This window comes from Streptococcus sp. 2018037, assembly GCF_019754195.1.
Classification (GTDB): domain Bacteria; phylum Bacillota; class Bacilli; order Lactobacillales; family Streptococcaceae; genus Streptococcus; species Streptococcus hashimotonensis.
This window is the reverse complement of record NZ_JAIJZQ010000004.1, coordinates 76,553-102,331: the sequence shown is the minus strand read 5'-3', so window position 1 is coordinate 102,331 and position 25,779 is coordinate 76,553. Positions and strand designations below refer to the sequence as shown.

General features: G+C 40.5%; 22 protein-coding genes, 1 pseudogene and 1 other annotated feature. Of the genes and pseudogenes, 22 read left to right on the top strand and 1 reads right to left on the bottom strand.

Annotated features, from left to right (window positions below):
- Position 1 precedes the first annotated feature (1 nt).
- The 12 genes from K5Q29_RS02760 (at position 2) to rpmA (ending at position 14,813) form a co-directional block, all read left to right on the top strand.
- Positions 2-793 carry a hypothetical protein gene (locus K5Q29_RS02760; RefSeq protein ID WP_221876912.1) on the top strand — a complete coding sequence of 264 codons (792 nt, stop codon included), beginning with the start codon at positions 2-4 and terminating at the stop codon, positions 791-793.
- A gap of 53 nt (positions 794-846) precedes the next feature.
- Entirely contained in the window at positions 847-1,386 is a 540-nt protein-coding gene (locus tag K5Q29_RS02755; protein ID WP_029189001.1) for a DUF3801 domain-containing protein, read from the top strand.
- Positions 1,383-3,176 carry a VirD4-like conjugal transfer protein, CD1115 family gene (locus K5Q29_RS02750; RefSeq protein WP_105148040.1) on the top strand — a complete coding sequence of 598 codons (1,794 nt, stop codon included), beginning with the start codon at positions 1,383-1,385 and terminating at the stop codon, positions 3,174-3,176. Before K5Q29_RS02755 ends, K5Q29_RS02750 begins: the two co-directional genes overlap by 4 nt.
- Positions 3,177-3,191: 15 nt before the next feature.
- Positions 3,192-3,884 (top strand): hypothetical protein, encoded by a 693-nt coding sequence (locus K5Q29_RS02745; protein WP_029743175.1) that lies wholly within the window; start codon positions 3,192-3,194, stop codon positions 3,882-3,884.
- Positions 3,884-9,169, top strand: a complete 5,286-nt coding sequence (locus K5Q29_RS02740; RefSeq protein WP_221876909.1) for a PBECR4 domain-containing protein — start codon at positions 3,884-3,886, stop codon at positions 9,167-9,169. The genes K5Q29_RS02745 and K5Q29_RS02740 overlap by 1 nt, the downstream gene beginning before the upstream one ends.
- Before the next feature lie 57 nt (positions 9,170-9,226).
- Positions 9,227-9,487 (top strand): hypothetical protein, encoded by a 261-nt coding sequence (locus K5Q29_RS02735; RefSeq protein WP_105148046.1) that lies wholly within the window; start codon positions 9,227-9,229, stop codon positions 9,485-9,487.
- Between the two features lie 163 nt (positions 9,488-9,650).
- A complete protein-coding gene (locus tag K5Q29_RS02730) occupies positions 9,651-10,088 on the top strand; it encodes a MobC family plasmid mobilization relaxosome protein (RefSeq protein WP_260619116.1) in 438 nt (145 codons plus the stop codon).
- Positions 10,060-11,667 carry a relaxase/mobilization nuclease domain-containing protein gene (locus tag K5Q29_RS02725; RefSeq protein ID WP_221876908.1) on the top strand — a complete coding sequence of 536 codons (1,608 nt, stop codon included), beginning with the start codon at positions 10,060-10,062 and terminating at the stop codon, positions 11,665-11,667. The genes K5Q29_RS02730 and K5Q29_RS02725 overlap by 29 nt, the downstream gene beginning before the upstream one ends.
- 45 nt (positions 11,668-11,712) lie before the next feature.
- Entirely contained in the window at positions 11,713-12,015 is a 303-nt protein-coding gene (locus tag K5Q29_RS02720; RefSeq protein ID WP_221876907.1) for a hypothetical protein, read from the top strand.
- 202 nt (positions 12,016-12,217) lie between these two features.
- Complete coding sequence (locus tag K5Q29_RS02715) at positions 12,218-13,543, top strand: ISLre2 family transposase (protein ID WP_221876906.1); 1,326 nt, start codon at positions 12,218-12,220, stop codon at positions 13,541-13,543.
- Between the two features lie 404 nt (positions 13,544-13,947).
- Positions 13,948-14,123 (top strand) — a sequence feature (ribosomal protein L21 leader region).
- A 35-nt stretch (positions 14,124-14,158) separates the two neighbouring features.
- Positions 14,159-14,473, top strand: coding sequence for a 50S ribosomal protein L21 (gene rplU / locus K5Q29_RS02710; protein WP_105139475.1), 315 nt, complete (start codon positions 14,159-14,161; stop codon positions 14,471-14,473).
- 46 nt (positions 14,474-14,519) lie between these two features.
- On the top strand, positions 14,520-14,813 hold the full coding sequence (gene rpmA, locus K5Q29_RS02705) for a 50S ribosomal protein L27 (RefSeq protein WP_009909754.1): 294 nt from the start codon (positions 14,520-14,522) through the stop codon (positions 14,811-14,813).
- Here rpmA and K5Q29_RS02700 read toward each other — a convergent pair.
- The gene (locus K5Q29_RS02700) at positions 14,795-15,208 is read right to left on the bottom strand and encodes a hypothetical protein (protein ID WP_205032586.1); all 414 of its coding nucleotides are present in this window, start codon (positions 15,206-15,208) and stop codon (positions 14,795-14,797) included. The two genes, rpmA and K5Q29_RS02700, sit on opposite strands and share 19 nt — an antisense overlap.
- On the opposite strand from K5Q29_RS02700, the pseudogene K5Q29_RS10840 reads away from it, so the two are divergent.
- The 10 genes and pseudogenes from K5Q29_RS10840 to carB all read left to right on the top strand — a co-directional run.
- Positions 15,180-15,242: pseudogene (locus K5Q29_RS10840) on the top strand (transcriptional regulator); the annotation flags it as partial. The gene K5Q29_RS02700 and the pseudogene K5Q29_RS10840 sit on opposite strands and share 29 nt — an antisense overlap.
- Positions 15,243-15,382: 140 nt before the next feature.
- Positions 15,383-16,297, top strand: coding sequence for a LysR family transcriptional regulator (locus K5Q29_RS02695; RefSeq protein ID WP_105139474.1), 915 nt, complete (start codon positions 15,383-15,385; stop codon positions 16,295-16,297).
- Entirely contained in the window at positions 16,290-16,754 is a 465-nt protein-coding gene (gene lspA, locus K5Q29_RS02690) for a signal peptidase II (protein ID WP_105139473.1), read from the top strand. Before K5Q29_RS02695 ends, lspA begins: the two co-directional genes overlap by 8 nt.
- Positions 16,738-17,631, top strand: coding sequence for an RluA family pseudouridine synthase (locus K5Q29_RS02685; protein ID WP_105139472.1), 894 nt, complete (start codon positions 16,738-16,740; stop codon positions 17,629-17,631). Before lspA ends, K5Q29_RS02685 begins: the two co-directional genes overlap by 17 nt.
- An 80-nt stretch (positions 17,632-17,711) precedes the next feature.
- The gene (locus tag K5Q29_RS02680) at positions 17,712-18,050 is read left to right on the top strand and encodes a zinc ribbon domain-containing protein YjdM (protein ID WP_105139471.1); all 339 of its coding nucleotides are present in this window, start codon (positions 17,712-17,714) and stop codon (positions 18,048-18,050) included.
- A 47-nt stretch (positions 18,051-18,097) separates the two neighbouring features.
- Positions 18,098-18,745 carry a Pr6Pr family membrane protein gene (locus K5Q29_RS02675; protein WP_105139470.1) on the top strand — a complete coding sequence of 216 codons (648 nt, stop codon included), beginning with the start codon at positions 18,098-18,100 and terminating at the stop codon, positions 18,743-18,745.
- Positions 18,746-18,943: 198 nt separating this feature from the next.
- Complete coding sequence (pyrR, locus tag K5Q29_RS02670; RefSeq protein ID WP_011922318.1) at positions 18,944-19,465, top strand: bifunctional pyr operon transcriptional regulator/uracil phosphoribosyltransferase PyrR; 522 nt, start codon at positions 18,944-18,946, stop codon at positions 19,463-19,465.
- A gap of 53 nt (positions 19,466-19,518) precedes the next feature.
- Positions 19,519-20,442, top strand: coding sequence for an aspartate carbamoyltransferase catalytic subunit (locus K5Q29_RS02665; RefSeq protein WP_105139469.1), 924 nt, complete (start codon positions 19,519-19,521; stop codon positions 20,440-20,442).
- A gap of 661 nt (positions 20,443-21,103) precedes the next feature.
- Positions 21,104-22,183, top strand: a complete 1,080-nt coding sequence (locus K5Q29_RS02660) for a carbamoyl phosphate synthase small subunit (RefSeq protein ID WP_221876905.1) — start codon at positions 21,104-21,106, stop codon at positions 22,181-22,183.
- A 389-nt stretch (positions 22,184-22,572) separates the two neighbouring features.
- Complete coding sequence (carB, locus tag K5Q29_RS02655) at positions 22,573-25,752, top strand: carbamoyl-phosphate synthase large subunit (RefSeq protein WP_221876904.1); 3,180 nt, start codon at positions 22,573-22,575, stop codon at positions 25,750-25,752.
- Positions 25,753-25,779: the final 27 nt, after the last annotated feature.

The following is a 25,779-nucleotide window of genomic DNA, read 5'->3' as shown; positions in this document are numbered from 1 at the left end:
GATGTTTCAACTGTTCATTCGACAATCTTCTTACTCAGGAGATTTTGATAGTAAAGATGCCCTGATAAGCTATCTTGAAAAAGAAAATGCCAAATGCATTGCAGAAGAACTAACTGCAGTTTGTCGGATTTTGCACGTGGATGCTGAAGGGGATATTTTAGAAAAGATAGATGTTACCCTACCCATCTTTGAGGGACAAACAATGGACGAGGTATTGATGACTTTTGGCAATCAAAAGCAAAAGAAACTCCCTCTACCCTCTAAAGCAAAAACTCCTACTCCCAAACCAAGTCCGAAGGTCGAGCAGCCTGCTCCAGTTAAAACCGTTAAGACATCAAAAAATCCTTTTCTGTTTATTGCAATGCTACTGGGTTTAGTGGGAATTGGCTTAGGAGGTCTAGCCTTTGTACGTATTCAATCGCAAGAACAAGTTATCACGCAGTTAGCACAGCGATTGGAGGAGGATCAGGAGTTGACCTCGATGAGTCGCAAGTTAGACGTGTTCTGTCGCTATTTCATTCCTAACTATTTTTCAGGCAATACAAGTGCCTTAGATAATTTCAGACAAGAGGGCGACTGGTCAGCTCAAACAGGAACAGTTCAGTCTGTTATTCTTGAGTCAACTAGTCCTAAAAAGAAAGGTTATGAAGTAGGTTACGTGATCAACGTCAACCGTGAGGGAACAATCAGCCGACACTATCTGCAGTTGGAAATTGTCAAAGACGAAAAGGGGACATTTGGCTTTTCGGTTGACAAAGAACCCAAATTGAGTAACTACCCGATTACAGAATAAGACAGACTATATGAATGTTCATATAGTCTTTTTTATGTCAGAAAGGACAACTTATGGAACAAGAAAAAAGTATGTATCAATTGAAGAACGCAGGCAAGCTTACAGGAGAACTCTTGGTAAAAGGTTTGTTGCTGTTTTGGGAAAAGGGAGAAGGAGTCGTTGACCTTGTAAAAAATAGACCGACAGTCGGTGAGCAGAAATGGAATAGCTTTATGGCAACCGATGCCAAAAAAGAAATTAAAGAGTTTCGGACAACAGAGGCCAACCTTGAACAGTTGAGAAGTGTCTTGAAACTCTATGATGTCAGATTTTCCATTAAGTCGCTAGACAATGAAGGAACAACTCTACTTTCTTTTGAAGCTAAAAATAGAGAGTTTATGGAGAAAGCATTTGAGAAAGTGATTGAAAGAGCCACCAATCCTGAAACCTCAGCCCAGTTTGGCGAATTGTTAGCCAGTAAGGTTGAAAAACAAACCTTTGAACAACGTTTAGCAAATGCGACAAAGCAATCAGAAGCCTTACAACAACTGCAAGAGACAAAAGTAGAGGCTGTTTCAAAGGTAACACAAAAGATGGATGAGGTCACCAAATGACACAAGAAACAAACAAGCCACAACGCATGATTGAGCCTTACTTGATTATGGGGTTAGTAGCATTTTATATGGGGCATTGGATAGGAAAAAGTATAGAAGAAGCTCCTGCAACTGTTTCCACCTATGACCTCTTTCGACTGCAGAAAATACGTTGGTTCTTGGAGAACCCATTGGATCATCCATTGATTGATCCAATTCCGAGTTTCTTCTCCCTATGTTTAGGCTTTATCTGTTTTGGTGTAATCTTCATGTTCTATTTTCGATCAGATGAAAAGAACACCTATCGCTATCAAGAAGAACATGGTTCAGCACGTTTTGCGACTGCAGGGGAACTAAAGAAGTTTCGAGATGAACTGCCTGAAAACGATATAATCTTTACCCAACAAGCTCGCATGGGTATCTTTAATAAACGCTTAGCCTATGCAGTTCAAGTCAATAAAAATATCTTAGTAGTTGGTTTGCCGGGTGATTGGAAAACACGAGCTTTCGTAAAGCCCGGTCTTTTACAAACGAATAGCTCCTTTGTCGTCACAGACCCAAAAGGCTTATTGGTGCATGAGGTAGGGTATTCCCTAAAAGAGGCAGGCTACAAGATTAAGGTGTTTGATTTAGTCACCTTACAGAATACCTGTCAATTCAATGTCTTTCACTATATGACAACAGAAGCCGATATTGATAGGGTAGCTGAGTCTATTATTCAAGGTACAAAGAAGTCAGACCATCAAGGAGAGGATTTTTGGGTGCAGGCTGAAATGTTACTTATTCGTGCTTTAATCGGCTATCTTTATTTCAGTTCAAAATATCATGATGTAACACCTCATCTTGCACAAGTTGCCGATATGCTTCGACTACTGAAGCGAGATAACCCTGATGTAAAAAGTCCAGTTGAACTGATGTTTGAGCAGTTGGATCGCCTATGTCCAGACAATTACGCATCCAAGCAGTTCTATCTCTTTATGAGAAACTTTGGAGGACAAACCTTGATGTCCGTCCTTGCCATTACTTCCTCACGATTTGCAGTCTTTGATCATGACGATGTAAGAAATATCGTGAAAGACGATACCCTAGACATTAGAAAATGGCAACTCGAAAAAACTGCAGTCTTTATTGCCATACCTGAAACAGATAAAACGTACAACTTCTTGGCTAATTTGTTGTTTGTGACCATGTTTCGTATCTTACCGAATATTGCAGATGAAATCTTACAAGGTCGCCATCCGACACATAAACCAAGTGACCTGCTCCACCTAAGAGCTATTATGGATGAGTTTGCTCAGTTGAACCGTATTCCTTATTTCACAGAGTCACAATCTTCCTTGCGTTCAAGGGAAATCTCACTTGACGTTATCGTTCAAGCACTCAGTCAGCTTCAAACAACCTATAAAGATGAATGGAAAACCATTCTAAACAACTGTGGTACATTGCTCTATTTAGGTACAAATGACAAAGATACAATGGAATATTTCTCTTTACGTGCAGGAAAACAAACCATCCATCAACGAAACCTAAGCAAGACGTATAGCCAACAAGGATCATCCAGTGAAAGCATCCAAACGGTTGGACGTCCTCTCTTAACTCCTGATGAAGTAGCTCGAATTGGTATTGATGAAGCCTTAGTATTTATCTCCAAGCAAAATGTATTTAGAGACAAAAAATACAATTTAGAGAGCCACCCTAGAGCCCACTTACTCGCAGATCATCCTGATGATCCAAATTGGTTTACCTATAATATGGCAAATCATGATATTCCTGAGTGGGATGCCAACGTGAAAAAAGAAAGTGTCGCATAGATAGAAAGGAAAGCAATGGAAAAAGAAAAAACAATGACCAATCCACTACAAGAACACGAAACAGTTGAGGTGGGGTATGCCATTATTGGCATTAGTCAAGACGAAGAAGAGGTCTTGATTGTAGACTATGATAGCAACTGGGTAGATGAAGAAGAATTCTTGCATCGTTCCCTCATCACAAACTATCAAGATGAACGTAGTTCCTACCAACAAATTATTGACTGGCTACAAGCCACTATCCCTCATACTGCCTACAACTTAGCCCAGTTAGAAGCAGTTGACTTCAACCAAGAAATGATAGAAGAAATCAATCGAGAATTGGCAAGGCATAATCAGGCTCTTTTGGTACAGTCAATTGAATGTATTGATGGCACACATGACTTGCTTGCGATTGCCTATGACCCTGCAAGAGAACAGGAAGAAGAATTGCAGTATTATCTGAAGCATCATGTCGAAGCCTTGTATATGGGAAGAGTGGTTCAGTTGTATCAAGTACCTATCCAAGATGCGTATGAACAAGCTGACTTGTCAGAATTTCTTTTGGAGGCAACTCCCTCTTTTATGGATCGAGCATTGCTTGTAGAGGATGAGAGTATCATTCTGAGTGAGCTTCATAAATTAGGCTTTGTATCTATTCATGAACTCGACTTAGAAAGGCATCAAGAAGAAGCACAACAGATGGATCAGGAACAAGAAAGGGGACTTTAATGGCTAGTGTAAAAGAATTAAGACAAGTCAATATTGTAGGTGTTGCAGAAAGTCTTGGGATGGCACTCGAACCAAAGGGAAGTGGTTACTATGAGTGGAAAGAACATGACTCTTTGGTGATCAATGTACGAAAAAATAGATTTAATTGGTTCTCACGTGACCTGTCAGGAGATCCAATTGCACTTGTTCAAGCTGTTAGGGAAGACCAGACAGGACAGCCTGTTTCTTTTAAAGAAGCCAAGCATTATGTAGAGACAGGCTCGTTTCCAACGGTTGATACTATCGACTATACTCGTAAGGAATTTTCAAACTACTTGTCACGCTATGAAAGTAAGGATAAGACCTTGATGATCGACTACCTTAAAAATGAGCGTGGCTTATCAGAAGAGACGATTCGTTTCTTTGATGAAAAAGGGGTATTAGGACAAGCCAACTATAAGAATGCACAAGGTATTGAGCCAGTTATCCTATTTAAAACATTAGATGCCACAGGAAAAATGATTGGTGGTTCATTACAAGGTATCGTGGAAAATAGAGAGCTTTACGATAGAGGACGTCTCAAACAAATTATGAAGCATTCAGACGGATCAAGTGGGTTTAATGTAGATATTGGCACACCTAAGCGTTTAATTGTAGCAGAAGCCCCAATAGACCTCATGAGTTATTACGAACTTCACAAGGGCGAATTAAACGATGTACGTTTGGTTGCGATGGATGGACTGAAAGAAGGAACTATCAGTCGGCATTATATGGAAATATTGCATCTAAAACGTGGGAAAGTCTATGAGGTAGATCATAAGAAAACGCCACAAGCCCTCTCGAACATTGCCAAAACCAGTACGCATTTTAAACAAGAGGAAAACCAATCTGTCATTACCCTAGCAGTTGACAATGACTCTGCAGGTCGCAGGTTTCTTTCTCGTTTAGAGGATAAGGGTATTCGCTTTGTGTCTGATCTACCTCCTCTAGCAACTAATGAGAAGAAAATGGACTGGAACGCTTATCTCCAGCTAAAAAAGAAAGGACAACTAATGGAACATCAAAGCAAACGTCTCACTCAAAACAAAGAAGTTGAACCACACCGAAAGGAAACAAAGTCTAAAAAAACAAAAACAGCAGAAGAACATTATTTCGATTGGATTGAGAGGATGGCCGCTACTGTACAGGAACAGCTACAACTTCCATCCCCTCCCACGTTAGCGTCTGAATTAGAAGCCGTAGTCGAACCATTCCTCACAACCGACTTAGATCAACTATTTGCCAAACGGCTTTCCTTAGTACTAGATACTCAGCGAGTAGAACAGTCTGAGATTCTATCTGTGTACCAAAAAATCGAACAATTGGATAAACAAATTAGCGAAAGAATGCGAGAAACAGAGCTTCGCGAATCTGAAATAGAAGTTATTTTCTATAGTTCTGACGAACCACTACTATCCCGATACTCCTCAGGAGAAATTATCCCATACACAGAGTTTGTTAGCATTCTTTATCCTAAAAATGCCAAACTCTTTAATGAGAACCCCCGCACAGGACCAACAGTTTCCTTTTCAAATGATGGAGGTACTTGGTTCGGACTTAGAACTGCAGATGGGCAGATATTAGTTGAACGTTTTCGCTATGATGTAGGATTGGAAGGGGAGTCTATATCTGATCGACTTAACAGAATCCTTTCACCAGCACATTTAGAGCAGATAAGACAGATTGATACAAATTTTGATATTCCATCTTATGTCGAAGATAAAAATAAAGAACTTGGTATCGAAGTGAAGCTTTATAGAGATAAAGAGCACATAGATACGCTAGATTTTAATGACTTGATTAATCACCCTAACATTGAAGAAATGGCCAATGAACTAGGTCACACCTCGCTCTCGTCCTATCCGGAAGAATTTACTATTGAAATTCTGGATAAACGCTTAAATCAGTCTCGGCTTACTATATTGCTGGATCAGATTATTGAACTTGGTAAAGAAAAAGATGAATTAAAACAATTCCTGACAGAGCAACTAACAAGCCTTAGTCACTCTACTCGTCCAGATACTTTTCGTGCTTTAACAGAAAACGAAAGAACCCATATTAGCGAATTTTTTAAAACCCTAATACCCAATGTAACGACGAGCTATGAATTTACTGAAGAAGGAGTAGAGTATCTTTCTTATCGGATTAGGAATATGGAGTTTGCTTCCAGCCACCCAGAATTACGAGAGTTATCCCCTGAGGAACAGTATCAGTCTCTACTTAAGTTTTTTGATAAACACTATGGGAGGCCATTCCCGTTACCAAGCGATCAAACTGTGATGGGGATTGAGCTACTGCAAGAAAAATTTGGTTATAACCCCAAATTGCCGTTGGCTGTTTATCGTGATAGCGCTCAGAATATGGATCGAATTGCTGAGAAGGAAGAAGAAGCCTTCCGTTCTAGTTTTGATAAGACGATGTTTGCCAAATCACTAGAACTGGTACAAAAGTATTCTCTTCAGGAAGTCATGGAGGGTATTGATATATGGTCTGGTGGAGATGAAGCTCGCTTAGAAGCCCTTAATTCGGACCTTAGAGATATATCTTTACAACCGCTTAAAGATTTCGTCGAAAGGTATATTGATCCTAGTCTCTATTTGAGCCATGGATTTGAGGATAGTCCGCTGGCTAGTCTTTCTTTCCAAGATTTAGCAGATCTCTCTCATGAAAAGGGCTTGTTAGATGTAAATGGTAAGCTAGTTAATCAAAAAGACCATATGGAAAAAGAAAAAGCCCTCGAGCAGAGTCAAGGACATGAAAAAAGCGCTGAGAGTACAAGCGAGGATTTACCGAAATTAAATATCTGGTCCTCTACAAATGAGAATGCTATTTTATCCAATTTGGCAGTTAGTCCAATTTGGATAAGAAACTTTAGATTTGAAAGTGTTGAACATGCATACCAGACGCTCAAATCAAACGGTTTTACATCCGAAGCTCTTACATGGGCAGAGTCAAACAGACAAGCATTTAAGCAAGGAAGAAAAATTCAGTCGGCATATCAGTTAGGTCCTACAAATAAGTTAACAAGCATCACTTTAATGGAAAAACTTTTGACGGAACGTTTCTTGCAAGATGCTGAATTTAGAGAAGCTCTAATTCAAACAAAAGGATTTACATTAACACATAAGCAGGATAATGGGATTTGGAAGAAAGAATTTCCTAGAATTTTGATGGATCTTCGAGATGGTAAGCTAGTTAATCAAAAAGACCATATGGAAAAAGAAAAAGCCCTCGAGCAGGCTCAAGGACATAAAAAAAGCGCTGAGGGTACAATCGGGGATTTTCCTGCGGAGCAGGAGGCAGCACCTCTACCTGAAGCGAACGAGTCGCAACCTTTGAATGACTTGTCACCAAGTCAAACTCAGCCTCAGCCTTTACTCCATTTTACTACAAAGGATGATGGAAAGTCAATTGAAAAGAGGTACTATCATCTAGCTAGTGAAAAAGATATTGCCAAATTGAACCGCTATGCGCCAACAATCCAACAAACTGCTCAATGGTATTTGGATGCCATCGCAGATTCTCATGTTATCTATTTGTATAAAGATGGGGATAGTATCTCTAGCTTAGCTGTACAATTTGATCGAGATAAATTCATGCATCTTACAGGTATCTTTCCTTATCGTGAACACCAAACTGCCAGCCAAACCCTAGAGGATTTTGCGAATGGGAAAGGGGACTTTGATTCCATTTTAATTGCGAATAAGGGCGCAGCCTTTGATAAAATTAAGGTTCTTCCAGAACTGGAAGCTATTATCCAATCAGACTCATTCTACTTTGGGGATTTGTCAGAAGTCCCTAAATTGAAACAGTTGGATATGGATAAGGCCATTCGGTCTGGAGATGAGGATGTGGTTCTAGCAATGCGAACAGTCGATGGCACAACCTTTCCAGCTAGTCTCTTAAAACTTCGTCAAACCCTAGCTTTACAGTTGGAACATTCAACGGAAGAGAGAACCATTCTAGGAGTCTATCGCTACCGAGATACTCAATTAGACCAACTATCTATCAACCAAGAATATATCAAAGATGGTGGAGAAGTCTTTAAACCAATCCTAGAACAGGTAGTAGAGAACTTGAACCAATCAACATCATCTGAACCAAATATGGAAGAAGATATGGTCTATCAAGACCAACCATTAGTCCAACACCAACTTGAACCTGATAAGCAAGAAGAAGCTAAGCCTGAACCAGTTGACAGCACTTTTTATACTCAAACCAGCAACCAAAACAAGCTGAGTGAGTTACTTGCTTCAAAAGATAGAGCAGGTTTAGCGCAACACTTAAAAGAAGGTGTGCATCAGTATCTGAATTCAGAACAATACAAAGATTTTCTAAACACAATGAGTCGTTTCCCTAACTATTCCTACCGAAATATTCAGTTGTTAAAAGCACAGATGCCAACAGTTCAGGCAGTCGCATCCTTTAAGAGTTGGAAAGAGGATTTTGGTAGAACGGTTATAAAAGGCTCGAAAAGTTTACGCATTTTCGCTCCACAGATTACCAAATTACGAGATCCTCAAACTGGTGAAGTCTTAAAAGATGAACAAGGAAATGATAAAACAAGGATAACATTTAAGCTTGTTCCTGTGTTTGATATTTCCCAAACAGAAGGTAAGGAACTGCCAAAACCTATCTATCAACTCGAGGGCAATTATGAAAATTATTCCAAACTGTATCGCTCTGCAAAAGCGTACGTACAGTCTAAAGGATTGACTATGGAATTTAATTCCAACATTGGTGAAGCGAACGGATATTATTCAAGAAAAGAAAATAAGATTGTCATTAAAGCAGGAATGTCCGAGCAACAAACCCTCAAAACCATCTATCATGAACTCGCTCATGCAGACCTACATTCTTCACAAACAGTTACCAAAGACTTGCAATATAGCGATGCAGAATTGCAAGCTGAGTCTGTTGCTTATGTCGTAGCTAACCATTATGGACTCGATACAAGTGAGTATAGTTTCGGATATTTAGCAACTTGGGTAAGAGATAAAGAAGCCCTTTCTGACCTCGAAGCCCAACTAGAGATTGTTCAAAAAGAAGCTCAACACTTGATCAACTCATTGGATAGGGAACTCGAAAAACAACTGGAGCAGGCACAAGTACAGACTGTTGAAAAGGTAGAGCCAGTTGAAAAATTATCCTTTGAGGAACGTCTAGCTAGAGCAGAACAAGAGTCTAAGTTGCTGGCAGAGGAACAAGGTAAAGAGGAAGAGCAGGCAAAAAAGCAAGAAGCCAAGCAGTTCATTCAGGAACGCTAGGCACACTTGAAGCCCTCACTAAAAAACTAACAAGCAGTAGAAAAGGAAGTAACGCAGATGAACACACTTGATGATATTTTAACTACTCATCTATTTAAACTAGATGAAAGTGGACGGTTGGAACTGCTAGAAGAACAGTTCAAAAAATCACGACAAGCCATTCTTCATGAGTTAAAAACGACCAAAGAAGAGATGGAACTATTGGACTTGGATTTGGTAGATGACTACCAATCCAGTATCGTTTTATTGGAAGAGGCTTCCGATGAACAGTTTGAGATTTGGAAAAATCAACTCAAACTGACAGGGAGCATTTCATGATGCAGAGCATCATCAAAACGTGCGTTAGCACGCAATAGGGGATTGGGGATTTCCCCAAAAGTTTGAAGATTTAGTCCTATCCCAAAGTGCCAGTCGGCACAATTAGGATAGGGCTAAAAACTTCAAAAACAGCAATTGTGGCTACAAGTGCTATGCTTGCCAGATGAAAGGGAGTCGGTCTGGTAGGTCACAGAATGAACTGAAAGGTACTGAAAAAATGGAAGAACGGACAGAGCGTAGTCGTCCTATTTTGAAACGCTTCTTTGTGAACGAAGAAGAAGATAGGGATATAAAAGCGAGAATGAGAGCTGTTGGTTTGAAGAATTTTTCAAACTATGCACGTCTAATGGCATTAACTGGAAAAGTCGTAGTCGTCAATTTTGATGGGCTGACAGAATTGAGAAAAGAGATTAACTCAATCGGTGTCAATATCAACCAAATTGCCAAAGTAGCCAACACAGATGAACAAGTTTCAACTGAACAAGTCATCACACTATTAAACGAAATGAAACGGATTGAGGAGTTGCTCGCAGATATAAGCGATAAAAATATCATGAAGGTAGGAAAATACGATGGTCTACACGAAAGTACATCAGATTAAAAATGTAGAGCGACTGTATCGTTCCGTCAAGTATATTTTGGATGAAGCAAAAACGGTGGAAGGCTCACTAAAGGAGGATAGTCCATTCCCATTGATTGCGAATGGCTCTACCTTGTGTCATCAATTGGCATCTGGTCATCACGTGGAAAGTCTGAACCATTCAGCAACTGAAATGATATTGATGAAGAAACTTTCAGACCAACGATTCGGAAGAGAAGAACGCTCTGATTTAAAAACCGGACAGGGTACGCTTGCTCATCATATTATCCAATCATTCAGTCCGAACGATAGACTAACGCTAGAGGAAATTCATGAGATTGGTCGTCAAACCATTTTAGAGTTGACTGGAGGTCACTATCAGATGGTGATGGCAACTCATGTAGACAAAGACCATATCCACAACCATATCATTTTCTCATCTACCAACCTAACCACTTTAAAAAAATTCAGATGGCAAAAAGGAACAAAGAGAAGTTTAGAAAACATTTCAGATAAGTATGCAGACCGATATGGAGCTAAAATCATTGAACGAAAAAATGAATTAAATGCTCATTCTAGTTATGGTGCATATCGAAGACAGTTTAGTTTCAAACGAGAAATCAAGTCACGTTTAGATTTTCTCTTGAACCATTCCGCCTCTATTTCTGACTTTAGGGCAAAAGCTAAAGCAATGAATTTGGATGTCGATTTTAGTGGAAAAGAAGCAACCTATCGTCTGCTTGATCATCGTCAAGAACGAAACACTCGTGAGGCAACCTTGTCTAAAAAAGGGCAGTATAGTTTGAATAGTATTACAGAACGAGTTGCAAAAAATAAGGTTGTCCATTCTATCGAAGTGATCCAATCTGAGTATGAGAAGATGGTTCGTGAACGAGAAGCTGACTTTGAAATGCGATTAACGATTGAGGATTGGCAGGTCAAAGAGAAGACTGCATCAGGGATTTATGTTGAGGTTGTTTATGGAGTCAATAATAAAGGGCTGATAAAAATTCCTCTTGATAAAGTAGATCAATTAGAGGATGGTCGCTTTGAATTATTCTTGAAAAAATCAGACTACTTTTATTTCATGAATGAACAGAAGTCCGAAAAGAATCGCTACATGAGAGGCGATACAGTGATGAAACAGTTGGCTTATAACAATGGTCAAGTTATTCTGAACAAGCACCCTTATATTTCCAAACTCGATAACTTGATAAAGGAATTTGAGTTCCTATCGAGACACGAGGTCACAGCACCTGAACAGTTTGAAGAGTTAGAAACCAAATTTATTAAGCAGCTTGAAAAAACAGAGGCGACTCTCTCTGTTTTGGATCAACGGATTGAGAAACTCAATAAGTTATCAGGAGCATTGATGGCATTTGAAGAAGGTAAAACCATCGGTCAAGAAATCTTTGAACGGTATCAAGTTGATCCATTCAAACTCAACCGAGGACGGTTAGAGAAACAACTTTTAGAAACCAACGTAGAACGACAAGTCTTACAAGATAAGGTTCAGTCAATTGTTGGTAACTATCAAACCTACGAGAAGATACGTGACCATGTACACCACAGAAAAGAAGAAAATACGTTGAGTCTATAATCATCTCATGTGATAAAACAAGGCTATAAAAGAAAGAGGTTTATTATGAGAAAAATACATCACTATTTTAAAGAGACATTACAGAAAGAACTAGTAGAGAAGCTAATACGATTAGATTTTGTGGAGTATGTGGAAGATAGCTCGAAGTATGTAAGAAATGAGGAACTAGTCAAATATTTTAAAGAAAAAGAGTCAGAATTGGAAAGACGAGTAGGTAGACACCGCTACCGAGTTGAGTTTCCAGAATATAGTATCCGAACGTTTGAAGAATGTGTGTGGTTGTTGCAAGAACTAGACCAATGTTTCAAAAGGGTTCATCATCTATTTGAAACAAAACAGATGGAATGATGTCGCTAAACTAAAAAATGCTTCCCGTTTTTTCGGGAAGCATATTGTCTATGGCTGTGTGCTTAACTCAGAATTTTTTACCAAGACAACCTAAAAAATAGTATGCCATTAAATATTGTTTCTGTAAAGACCATTGATGACAATATCTGAAAAATATTTTCATGGGTTTTCAATGCTTTTCAAATCCAGTACAATGGATTGTATGAGATTTGATGAACGCAATTTTGTGATTGAAATGGATGAATACCGTAGACAGGAGTTTTTAAAACGAATTCGGGATTATGATAATTCTATCGCTCCAACTATGCGACAGAATGGCTATAAAAGAATTGATGCAACGGAGCGAACAGTCCTCTTCACTTTCGGAGAAATCACCTTCACACGAAACCGCTGGCGAAGAGGGCAGAAAACTCTTTATCCAGTAGATGATTGGTTAGGTCTCGAAAAATATATGCGTTACTCTCCAGAGCTAATTTTTCATATGGCCAAACATGCCTCAAAACTATCTTATAGAGAAGTTTGTAGAACTATCTGTGATGCTTACCGTATTGGAGTAACGAAAGATGCTGTGTTGAAAGCCACTAAAGTAGTTGGACAACTTTTAGATGAAAAAGAGCGCTATCGCTTTTATCTGGAAGAAGAACAAGCCCCACAAAGAATCAAAGTAAGTAAGATATATCTAGAAGGGGACGGTGTGATGGTCAAAACCACTTCATCAGGAAATGAGCGTTCAAATACTGACCTAACACATTTTCTTGTCCATACGGGGGTAAAGCAAGTAACAAAAGATCGGTGGATACTCGAGAATAAACATGAGATTGTTCATGTTAATCATGAGAAAGCTAAAGAAGAGCTATTAGACTATCTCTATAACCATTTTGACATTACAGACCAAACTATTCTTATTACTAATTCCGATAACGGGAAGGGGTATACCAAGCGCACCTTTCAAGAAATTAAAAAGGCGCTAGGTATTAAGCGTCATGAACATTTCTGGGATGAGTACCATCTGAATCAGAAAATAAAGACTTTCTTCAAACCCTATCCAGAAACATTATACAATTTAGCTCAGAAAGCTATCCAGACTCACAAGAAACCTCTGCTCATTACTGTGTTGGACACTGTAGAATCCCTCATTGAGACAGAAGAACAGTATGAGACTTACTATAGCTTCCGACAGAAGATGATACGCAACTTTAAGGATACCAAGCCAGCTAAACTAAGAAATTTATCTCATAAGGGTGTCGGTGTGATGGAGAGCCAGCATCGTAAAATCACTTATCGCATGAAACATAGAGGGATGTATTGGTCGATTAAGGGAGCTTGTACGATGGCTAAGATGATTCTCTTGGAGAGGATAGATAAACTGGATGAGGTATTCTTTGGGGATTGGCGCAAAACCTATCAACCCTATCAGAACCAGCGTTTTAGCGCAGGAAGAGCCAACAAGAAGATAGAAGAACCACCTAATATCAGACGTTATCACTCGGGACATAAGACAGGTCGATGGTCGACTCATGCAAAGTAAAATCTAAAACCATAGAATACCGCTAAAAAAATCCGCTAAAAAATTGAGATTTTAGGGGCTTTTTCGTCATGTTTTGCTTGTGTTTTTGTATGGTTTGTGATACAATAATATCATTAAGAAAACGAAAAAAGGTGCAGGAGCGCTAACTCCTACACCACCGATTAAGACAAAACTGGACTTTGCTTAATCAGTCGAATAGTATTGTAGCATAAAGCAAACAATCACGTCAAGACTGAGCAAAGAAAAAACTTTGTTTCGGTCTTTTTTCGTAAGTGAAAACTATCTGCTTTCTTAGGGTTTTTAAGGGATTTTGAGCTTTCCCAAAAATTCAGACACATACAAGTGATACAAAACACTTGCATTTGCAGGTGTTTTTGTTATAATAGGACTGTTGACTATGCACATTTCCTGTGCAACCGCACGAATGCCGTTGCTCTGCAAAAATTAAGCTCAAACGTCGTTGACTTAACTTGGTGAACCTAAGTTCTACCTGCGTCCGCGTCGCCTAGTCTGAACTTAATTTTTATTGAGCAATATAAAGTGGTTCGTCCCACGGTACTAGGCGAGTCTTCACATTAAATTCGGGCAAGACCCAAAAATCATAGGAGGTGCATAATGAGCACATATGCAATCATTAAAACTGGCGGCAAACAAGTTAAAGTTGAAGTCGGTCAAGCTATCTACGTTGAAAAATTGAACGTTGAAGCAGGTCAAGAAGTTACTTTCGAAGAAGTAGTTCTTGTTGGTGGTGAGAAAACTATTGTGGGTACTCCACTTGTAGCAGGCGCTACTGTTGTTGGTACTGTTGAAAAACAAGGTAAACAGAAAAAAGTTGTTACCTTCAAGTACAAACCTAAAAAAGGTAGCCACCGCAAACAAGGTCACCGTCAACCTTACACAAAAGTTGTTATCAACGCTATCAACGCTTAATCGCGTAGCTTGAAGCAATCATTACAGAAATTCGGAGGAATAACATATGTTAAACTTGAATCTTGCTAACTTGCAATTTATGGCCCACAAAAAAGGTGGAGGTTCAACGTCAAACGGTCGTGACTCACAAGCGAAACGCCTTGGTGCGAAAGCTGCTGACGGCCAAACTGTATCAGGTGGTTCAATTCTTTACCGCCAACGTGGTACAAAAATCTACCCAGGAGCTAACGTAGGTCGTGGTGGAGATGACACTCTTTACGCTAAAGTAGAAGGCGTTGTACGCTTCGAACGTAAAGGTCGCGATAAGAAACAAGTATCTGTTTACCCAATCGCTAAGTAAAAAAATGGTCCAGTGGACCATTTTTTCTTGGGATCTAGAAATAGAAGTAGCGCAAATGGTCCACTGGACCATTTTTTCTTGCCTTTTTGAATTAAATGAAAGGCAAAGGTTCGGGGAATCTTTTTAGCAACTCTCCTTGAAATAAAAGAGAGAGTTGAGCTAGAGATAGCAAACAATAGGCTTTCCGAGTTGTTTTCGGAGAGTCTTTTTTTGTAATTTGATTTTGATATTTTTAAAAGTGTACGATAGAAGTGATTCAAGACGGCAATATCTTCTCTATAGGATAAAAATATTTTGCCTTCTGCACTGTTGCGCTTCCTATAATGTCTACGTTCAGCAGTAGATGAAATGTTCAGAGGAAGTGGTATAGGTTCCAACTTAGTAAAATTAGCCATCGATGATTTGGCGAACAGAAATTCCAAAGCCTTTTAAATTGCAGTTGAAGAAGAGGATTTGGGAACCTGGAAGTTATATAAGAGAAGAATAGTCTATTTGCGAAAACGCAAGAGTTCAGCAAATTCTTGCTTTTTTTGATATAATGGTAGAAGCAGTTTTAAGAGGTATCAGGTATGAATATTCAACAATTACGCTACGTTGTAGCCATTGCCAACAGTGGTACTTTTCGGGAAGCAGCAGAGAAAATGTACGTTTCCCAGCCTAGTTTGTCCATTTCCATTCGTGATTTGGAAAAAGAGTTAGGTTTTCAAATTTTTAGCCGAACTAGTTCAGGAACTTTTTTGACACAAAAAGGGATGGAATTCTATGAGAAAGCTCAGGCTTTAGTTAAGGGATTTGATCAGTTTGAGCATCTCTATTTGCAACCTGAAGAAGGAGAGAAGACTTTTTCAATTTCAAGTCAGCATTATGATTTTCTTCCCCCATTGATTACGGAGTTCTCTCGTAACCACCCGCAGTACCCTCATTTTCGCATTTTTGAATCGACTACGGTACAGATTTTAGATGAGGTTGCTCAAGGTTATAGCGAGCTTGGTATTATTTATTTGAACGAGAGAAATACAAAAGGAATCATGCAGAAATTGGATAAACTTCACTTGCAAGCTGTAGATTTGTCTGCATTTCAGACTCATATCTACCTTCGTGAAGATCATCCTTTGACAAAGAAAGCTGAGATTGAGCCAGCAGATTTGGTAGGTCTACCTACCGTACGGTTCACTCAAGAAAAAGAGGCTTATCTCTATTATTCCGAGAACTTGATTGATACGTCGGATTCCTCGGTTGTGTTTGATGTGACAGACCGTGCTACTTTGAATGGAATTTTGGAGCGTACGGATGCCTATGCAACTGGTTCGGGCTATCTTGATGAAGAGAGTGTCAATGGCATTACAGTAATTCCTCTCAAAGGAAAGGTAGACAATCGCATGGTCTACGTTAAACGAGCCAATGATGAACTTAGTTCTTGTGCCAAGGACTTTATTGAAACCATGCAGGCATATTTTGATAAGAAGAAGGATGAAAATGCGTAAAATTGGATTTCCATTTTTGATGGTAGTATTAATTGGTCTGGACCAGCTTGTAAAAGCTTGGACAGTTGCCAATGTTGAATTAGATAGGGTAACGGAATTTATACCAGGATTGATGAGCTTAGCTTATCTAAGAAATTATGGTGCGGCCTGGTCGATTTTACAAAATCAGCAGTGGTTTTTCACGATAATGACAATTGTTGCCGTGACAGGCCTAGTGTGGTACTATATCAAACAGATCAAGGGCAATATCTGGACTTTATTCAGTCTGTCTTTGATGATTGCTGGTGCTCTTGGGAATTTTATTGATCGTCTTAGATTGGGATATGTGGTGGACATGTTTCACTTGGATTTTATTAGTTTCCCTGTATTTAATGTAGCAGATGTTTGTCTGACAGTTGGTGTAGGTATTTTATTTATTTGTATTATGAAAGAAGAGAGTAATGGAAGTAAGAGTTGAGGTTGGTGGCATTCGTTTGGATAAGGCATTGTCGGATTTGACGGATTTGTCTCGTTCGGTTGCAAATGAGCAGATTAAGGCTAGTCAGGTTTTGGTCAATGGACAGCCTAAAAAAGCTAAATATAGTGTACAGGTTGGGGATGTCCTAACCTATCAAATTCCAGAAGTAGAAGAAATCGACTATGTTGCTGAGGATCTTCCTTTAGAGATTGTCTTTCAGGACGAGGATGTTGCTGTTGTAAATAAACCTCAAGGGATGGTCGTTCATCCGTCGGCTGGTCACACGTCTGGAACGCTAGTTAATGCTCTCCTTTATCACGTAAAAGATTTGTCAGGCATCAATGGTGTCTTGCGACCAGGAATTGTTCATCGGATTGATAAGGATACTTCTGGCCTACTCATGATTGCTAAAAACGATGATGCCCATACAAAGCTTGCTGCTGAATTGAAAGACAAGAAATCCCTTCGGAAGTATTGGGCCATTGTACACGGCAATCTACCAAACGATCGCGGAGTAATTGAGGCGCCGATTGGTCGTTCTGAAAAAGACCGCAAGAAGCAAGCGGTGACTGCCAAAGGGAAAGAAGCTGTGACACGTTTTCAGGTTCTGGAGCGTTTTGGTGACTATACTTTGGTGGAATTGACCTTGGAAACAGGACGAACTCACCAAATTCGTGTCCACATGGCTTATATTGGTCATCCGGTTGCGGGGGATGAGGCTTACGGCCCAAGGAAAACACTAAAAGGACATGGTCAATTTCTTCATGCCAGAACGCTTGGATTTACCCATCCGAGAACTGGTGAGGTTGTTGAATTTACGGCAGAAGCGCCAGCTATTTTTCAGGAGACACTTGAAAAACTGCGCAAGGCTGAATAATAGTATGAAAACCTTATCATCTTGCCCATTTTTTCAACAAATGCTATACTAGAACATGAAAAATGTTAAGGAGAGTAAGAATGGAAACTTTACCAAATTGTCCAAAATGTAATTCTGAATATGTCTATGAAGACGGTGCCCTCTTGGTTTGCCCTGAGTGTGCTTATGAGTGGAACCCAGCGGATGTAGCTGAGGAAGAAAGTGGACCTGTTGCAATTGATGCTAACGGTAATCGTTTGTCGGATGGCGATACTGTGACACTAATCAAAGACTTGAAAGTGAAAGGTGCGCCTAAGGACCTTAAACAAGGTACACGTGTTAAAGGCATCCGTATCGTTGAAGGCGATCACAATATTGATTGTAAAATCGATGGTTTCGGTGCGATGAAGCTGAAATCTGAATTTGTTAAAAAAATTTAAGAGAAAGGGCTGGTTAACCAGTCTTTTGTCATATTTGAAAGGATATTATGAAACATCAAAGTATTTTGTTTTACAGTAGATGCTTGTTAGCTATTTTAGCCATCACAGGTACCGCCTTAGAAATCATTAAATACGGTATCGGGATGCTCATGTATTATACGGTACAATCTAATTTATTGGTATCTCTGTTTGCTGTCTATATGGTCTATGCAATGAGTAAGGGTGCGGATTTACAGACGTCACATTTTCTTCGGATAAAGGCTGCTGTAACCATGTCTATCATGATTACTTGTGTAGTCTATCACTTTATGTTGGCACCTTTGGCAGACGATTTCTGGCGACTTGAGAATTTACTCTGCCATTATATTGTTCCCCTTTATTTCCTGCTAGATACCTTGCTTGTGGACCGACAACGACAGTACAAGTGGTTTGACCCGATTTGGTGGACGCTTTTGCCTGTTCTCTACATGATTTTTGGTCTAGTGAATGGTCTTTTCATAAAAATTCCAATCCCAGATGCTAAGGACAGTCCTTTTGCTTATTTCTTTCTCAATGTCCCTAAGTATGGTTGGACCTATGTTTTGACTTATGCAGGTACAATTTTTGTTGCTTATCTGATTTGTGGGTTTATGTTGGTGGGACTTAAATCCATAAAACTTAAGACTTCATTGTCTTTTGGAAAAAATTCTCAGTAAAATCCGATAATTTCTATATTTTTTCAGAAAAAAATTGTCAAGGCTGAGATTTTATGCTATACTCTGCTTAATAAATCCTTTAAAACCTGTCCAGAGAGGCAGACAAGGAGTCGGATGTTAAGCAGGTTGGTTCTAACTAGCCTATATTTTCATAGTCTCCTTGTATAAGGAGACTTTTTCTATACTTTTGGAGGTCTTATGAAGACAAAAGAAATCGTTGACGATATGACTATGAAACGGGCGATCACCCGTATCACTTATGAAATTATCGAACGGAATAAGAATTTGGATAATATTGTCCTTGCAGGGATTAAAACACGGGGTGTTTTCATTGCAAAGAGGATTCAGGAGAGGCTTAAGCAATTAGAGGGTATCGACGTTCCGTTGGGAGAGTTGGATACCAAGCCGTTTCGAGATGACATGAAGGTAGAAGATGATACGACAAATATGACTGCCAATGTCAACGATCGTGATGTTATATTAGTAGATGATGTGCTTTATACAGGACGAACTATTCGTGCTGCTATTGACAACATAGTGTCCTTGGGCCGTCCAGCTCGTGTTAGTTTAGCGGTACTTGTGGATCGTGGACACAGGGAGTTGCCTATTCGAGCAGATTATGTTGGGAAGAATATTCCAACTAGCCGTTCTGAAGAAATCATTGTGCACATGGCTGAAATCGATGGTCAAGATGCTGTCCTTCTGGTTGAAGGTGCATAGTCGCTTCGTTTACAAATTATCATTCTACATCTAGATCATAAAGGGGTATCATCATGACAATTACAAATGGTAAAGTTTCACTCAAACACTTGGTTACAATGGAGACCCTCTCAAATGAAGAAGTATTGGGACTCATTCAACGTGGTATTGCTTTTAAACGCGGTGAAAAGGTAGAGTTGGATCGGAAGTACTATGCTTCTAACCTTTTCTTCGAGGATTCAACTCGGACGCATAAGTCTTTTGAAATGGCAGAGCTTCGTTTGGATATGGGAATGATTGACTTTGATGCTCGTACCAGCTCAGTCAATAAGGGTGAAACCTTGTATGATACCATTTTGACCATGTCGGCACTCGGTGTAGACATTTGCGTGATTCGTCATTCGGAAGTGGATTATTACAAGCAATTGATTGATAGTCCTACCATCCAGACTTCAATTGTCAATGGTGGTGATGGTTCAGGCCAACACCCAAGCCAATCCCTACTTGATTTGATGACTATTTATGAAGAATTTGGAACTTTTGAAGGCTTGAAGATTGCCATTGCAGGTGATATTACACACTCACGGGTTGCTAAGTCCAATATGCAAATTTTGAAACGTCTGGGAGCCGAGATTTTCTTTGCTGGACCGGAGGAATGGTACGCAGAGGAATTTGATGTCTATGGTCAGCATTTGAATATTGATGATATTGTGGAAACGGTAGATGTACTGATGTTGCTCCGTGTGCAACACGAACGACATGATGGTGATGGTGGTTTCTCTAAAGAAACTTATAACCGTTTGCATGGTTTAACAGAGGACCGCTACAAACGCTTGAAAGATACTGCAATTGTTATGCATCCGGCTCCTGTTAACCGTGATGTAGAAATCGATGACCAATTGGTAGAGGCGCCAAAATCACGTATTGTCCGTCAAATGCAAAATGGTGTCTTTGTTCGGATGGCAATTTTGGAAGCAATTGTCAATGGCAAGGCTTAAAAGTAAACTGTTCAGGTATCTTAGAACTAAGCAGTTAGAAATCTGTTAGACTTATCTTATTTAATGTCGCTCAGAGAGGTGACGAATAGCAAGGCAAGGGACAGGTCAATGGTTGCGAGCAACTCATTGACCTACGCCTGGGAGTGGGAAAGAACTCGAAAAGTAAAAAAGAGTTCTTCAACAAGTCTTTAATTTAAGTTGTTGAGTTGAAACAGTCTATTCCCAGACTGTTTCACTCCCACCCCCGCATAGTTCCAACTGTCTGGGAGATAGTTGGAAGTTGGAAATAGAGCGAACAAAGTTCGCATCAGTCGTAGAGGTTAAATTTGGAGTATAGAATGCGAACAAATTTACCAATCAACCACTGCGCTGAGATGTTGACACCTGCTCTTAGAAATGGTGATATACTTCAAGGTTATCCCTTGCACTAGTTTGTACAGTCAATTATTATCGAATTGACAGTACAAACGTCGGACTATTATTTAATTCTATCCGGAGAGATAGAAAATAGAAAGGAGAGTGGGTGCTCTGTTGCTCGGATTTGTAACTGAATTCGGGCTACGGACTGGGTCAAAAAGATAGTTTTTCCTCGAACGCAAGCGTTCTTGGTCAAACTTCTATTTTGACTGTGTCCGCTTAACGCCCTTAATATCTTATTATTATGTCAAAAAGACGTTTGATTTTAGAAGATGGTACTATTTTTGAAGGGGAGGCCTTCGGTGCTGATATTGATGTGACTGGTGAGTTGATTTTCTCAACTGGGATGACAGGTTATCAGGAATCTATCACGGACCAGTCTTATAATGGTCAGATTTTAACCTTTACCTATCCCTTGGTAGGAAATTACGGGATTAACCGTGATGATTACGAGTCAATCAAGCCGACTTGTAAGGGAGTGGTTGTCAGTGAGTGGGCTCGTCGGGCAAGTAACTGGCGTAACCAGATGACTTTGGATGAATTTTTAAAGGCTAAGAAAATTCCAGCAATTTCTGGAATTGACACACGCGCCCTAACTAAAATTATTCGTCAGCACGGTACCATGAAGGCGACTCTTGCAAATGTCGGTGATTCTGTTGAGCATTTGACAGACCAGTTGAGAGCGACTGTTTTGCCAACCAACAACATCCAGCAAGTATCGACTAAAACAGCCTATCCTGCACCTGGAGTTGGACGCAGTGTCGTTCTGGTTGATTTTGGATTGAAACATTCTATTCTTAGAGAGTTAGCCAAGCGTGATTGTAATGTGACAGTTGTCCCTTATGATACGACTACTGAAGAAATTCTTGCCCTCCATCCTGATGGTGTCATGCTATCAAACGGCCCAGGAAATCCAGATGATGTTCCAGAAGCGCTAGAAATGATTCGTGGGATTCTTGGGAAAATTCCAATTTTTGGTATCTGTATGGGGCACCAACTTTTTGCTAAAGCAAATGGGGCAACGACTTATAAAATGAAGTTTGGTCATCGTGGTTTCAACCATGCTGTTCGTGAAATTGCGACAGGTCGAGTGGACTTTACCAGTCAGAACCATGGTTATGCAGTGGCTCGTGAAGATTTACCTGAATGTTTAATGATTACTCATGAAGAAATCAATGACAAATCAGTAGAAGGGGTACGCCACAAGTACTATCCAGGTTTCTCTGTTCAATTCCACCCAGATGCTGCACCTGGTCCACATGATGCCAGCTATTTGTTTGATGAATTTATGGAATTGATGGATTCGTTTAAAAAAGGGCAATAAGGTTTAACCACTGTCGAACTAAACCTTACTGCGTCGGACTTATCTTATTTAATGTCGCTCAGAGAGGCGACGAATAGAAAGGCAAGGGACAGGTCAATGGTTGCTGGCAACTCATTTCCCTACGCCTGCCTCTATGGAGGTCAGGCTATCCCTTGCACTAGCTCGAAAATGGATTAATGTCGAATCCATTTTCTCCCGTCGGAGAATTATTTAATTCTATCCGGAGAGATAGAAAATAGAAAGGAGTAGGGTGTTCTGTTGCTCGGATTTTGTAATTGAATTCGGGCTACGGACTGGATCAAAAAGATAGTTTTTCCTCGAACGCAAGCGTTCTTGGTCAAACTCCTATTTTGACTGTGTCCGCTTAACGCCCTTAATATCTTAAAATTATGCCAAAACGTACGGATATTAAGAAAATTATGGTGATTGGGTCTGGTCCGATTATTATCGGTCAGGCTGCAGAGTTTGATTATGCTGGGACTCAGGCTTGTTTGGCTTTAAAGGAAGAAGGCTATAGTGTTGTCTTGGTCAATTCAAACCCTGCGACCATCATGACAGACAAGGAAATTGCGGATAAGGTCTATATTGAGCCGATTACGCTTGAATTTGTCACACGGATTTTACGGAAGGAGCGTCCAGATGCTCTCTTGCCGACTCTTGGTGGTCAGACTGGTCTCAACATGGCCATGGAATTATCTAAGGCTGGTATTTTAGATGAGCTTGGAGTTGAGCTGTTGGGAACCAAACTGTCTGCAATTGATCAGGCAGAGGACCGCGACCTCTTCAAACAACTCATGGAAGATCTCAATCAACCTATTCCTGAGTCAACGATTGTGACAACAGTTGAAGAGGCTTTGGAATTTGCTGGTGAAATTGGCTATCCTCTTATCGTCCGCCCTGCCTTCACGCTAGGTGGTACTGGCGGCGGTATGTGTGCCAATGAAGAAGAATTGCGTGAAATTGCAGAAAATGGTTTGAAACTGTCACCGGTGACCCAGTGTTTGATTGAGCGTTCCATTGCTGGTTTCAAGGAAATTGAATACGAAGTGATGCGCGATGCGGCTGACAATGCCTTGGTCGTATGTAACATGGAAAACTTTGACCCTGTAGGAATTCATACAGGAGATTCTATCGTATTTGCCCCAACGCAGACGCTTTCGGATATTGAAAACCAGATGTTGCGTGATGCCAGTCTCAGCATCATCCGTGCTCTCAAAATCGAGGGTGGTTGTAATGTGCAGTTGGCACTTGATCCACATAGTTTCAAATATTATGTCATTGAAGTGAACCCACGTGTGTCTCGTTCGTCTGCCTTGGCATCCAAAGCGACAGGTTATCCGATTGCCAAATTGGCAGCAAAAATTGCGGTTGGGTTGACCTTGGATGAAATGGTAAACCCTGTTACAGGAACAACCTATGCTATGTTTGAACCTGCACTTGACTACGTTGTGGCAAAAATTCCACGTTTCCCATTTGATAAGTTTGAAAAAGGGGAGCGCCGCCTTGGAACGCAGATGAAGGCAACTGGAGAGGTCATGGCCATTGGTCGTAATATCGAAGAAAGTTTACTCAAGGCCTGTCGTTCTTTGGAAATCGGAGTCTATCACAATGAAATGCCAGAACTCAGCCAAGCAACAGATGACCAATTAGTTGAAAAGATTGTCAAGGCACAGGATGATCGTTTATTCTATCTTTCAGAAGCTCTTCGACGTGGCTATACAGTAGAAGAACTGGCTCAATTGACGAAGATTGATCTTTTCTTCCTTGATAAGCTGCTTCATATCTTAGAAATCGAGCAGGAATTGGCAATCAATCACGATAATATTGATTTATTGAAAAAAGCCAAGAAATACGGTTTTGCAGACCGTAAGATTGCGGAACTCTGGGGCAGAACAGAATCCTACATTCGTCAACTGCGGACAGAGCACAAAATTGTCCCTGTTTACAAGATGGTGGACACTTGTGCGGCCGAATTTGAAAGTTCAACACCATATTTCTATTCAACTTATGAGTGGGAAAATGAGTCCATCCGCTCGGAAAAAGAATCTGTTTTGGTGTTGGGCTCAGGTCCAATCCGTATCGGACAGGGTGTGGAGTTTGACTATGCGACAGTGCATTCTGTCAAGGCCATTCAGGCGGCTGGCTACGAAGCCATCATTATGAACTCAAACCCTGAAACAGTGTCAACTGACTTTTCGGTTTCGGACAAGCTTTACTTCGAGCCGTTGACCTTGGAAGATGTCTTGAATGTGATTGACCTTGAGCAACCAAAAGGGGTTATCGTTCAGTTCGGTGGCCAGACGGCCATCAATTTGGCAGAGCCATTGGCCAAAGTAGGTATTCCAATCTTGGGTACGCAAGTAGCGGATTTGGATAGAGCTGAAGACAGGGATTTATTTGAAAAAGCCCTGAAAGACCTAGGGATTCCACAGCCACCAGGTCAAACCGCAACCAACGAAGAGGAAGCACTAGAAGCGGCCCGCAAAATTGGTTTCCCGGTACTTGTTCGTCCCTCTTATGTCTTGGGCGGTCGTGCTATGGAGATTGTCGAAAATGAAGAGGACCTACGTTCTTATATGAGAACGGCGGTCAAGGCTTCACCAGAGCACCCAGTTTTGGTGGATTCGTATATCGTCGGTCGTGAGTGTGAAGTGGATGCAATTTCAGATGGTAAGGATGTCTTGATTCCGGGTATTATGGAGCATATCGAGCGAGCTGGGGTTCACTCAGGTGACTCGATGGCAGTTTATCCGCCACAAACCTTGTCTAAAGAGGTGCAGGCGACCATTGCAGACTACACCAAACGCTTGGCAATCGGTCTTAACTGTATTGGTATGATGAATATCCAGTTTGTTATCAAGGATGAAACGGTTTATGTTATCGAAGTCAATCCTCGTGCTAGTCGTACGGTTCCATTCTTGTCCAAAGTCACAGACATTCCAATGGCCCAGGTTGCAACCAAATTGATTTTGGGGCAAAGTCTTGCGGAAATTGGCTACCAAGACGGTCTTTATCCTGAGAGCAATCAGGTGCACGTTAAAGCACCAGTATTCTCATTTACAAAATTGGCTAAAGTTGACAGTTTGTTAGGACCAGAGATGAAGTCTACTGGTGAGATTATGGGGTCTGATACAACTCTTGAAAAAGCACTTTATAAGGCTTTTGAAGCAAGTTATCAGCACCTAACCGAGTTTGGTAATGTTGTATTTACCATCGCGGATGAAGACAAGGAAGAAGCACTTGGTCTTGCTCAACGATTCCATGAATTGGGGTATGGCTTGCTGGCTACAGCAGGTACGGCGGCCTTTCTAGCTGAAAATGAACTATCAGTGACTCTTGTTGGTAAATTAGGCGATGACTCTTGCCAGGATATTCCTAGTCTTGTTCGGGCAGGTAAGGTTCAGGCGATTATCAATACGGTTGGTAAAAAACGTGTGGCCGACGGCGACGGGCAAGTGATTCGAAGCTCTGCCATTGAAGGAGGAATTCCCCTCTTTACGGCCCTCGATACAGCAGAAGCCATGGTCAAAGTGCTGGAGAGCCGTAGCTTCATGACACAGGCTATATAGAAGATACTATCAGGATGAGCTTTGAGT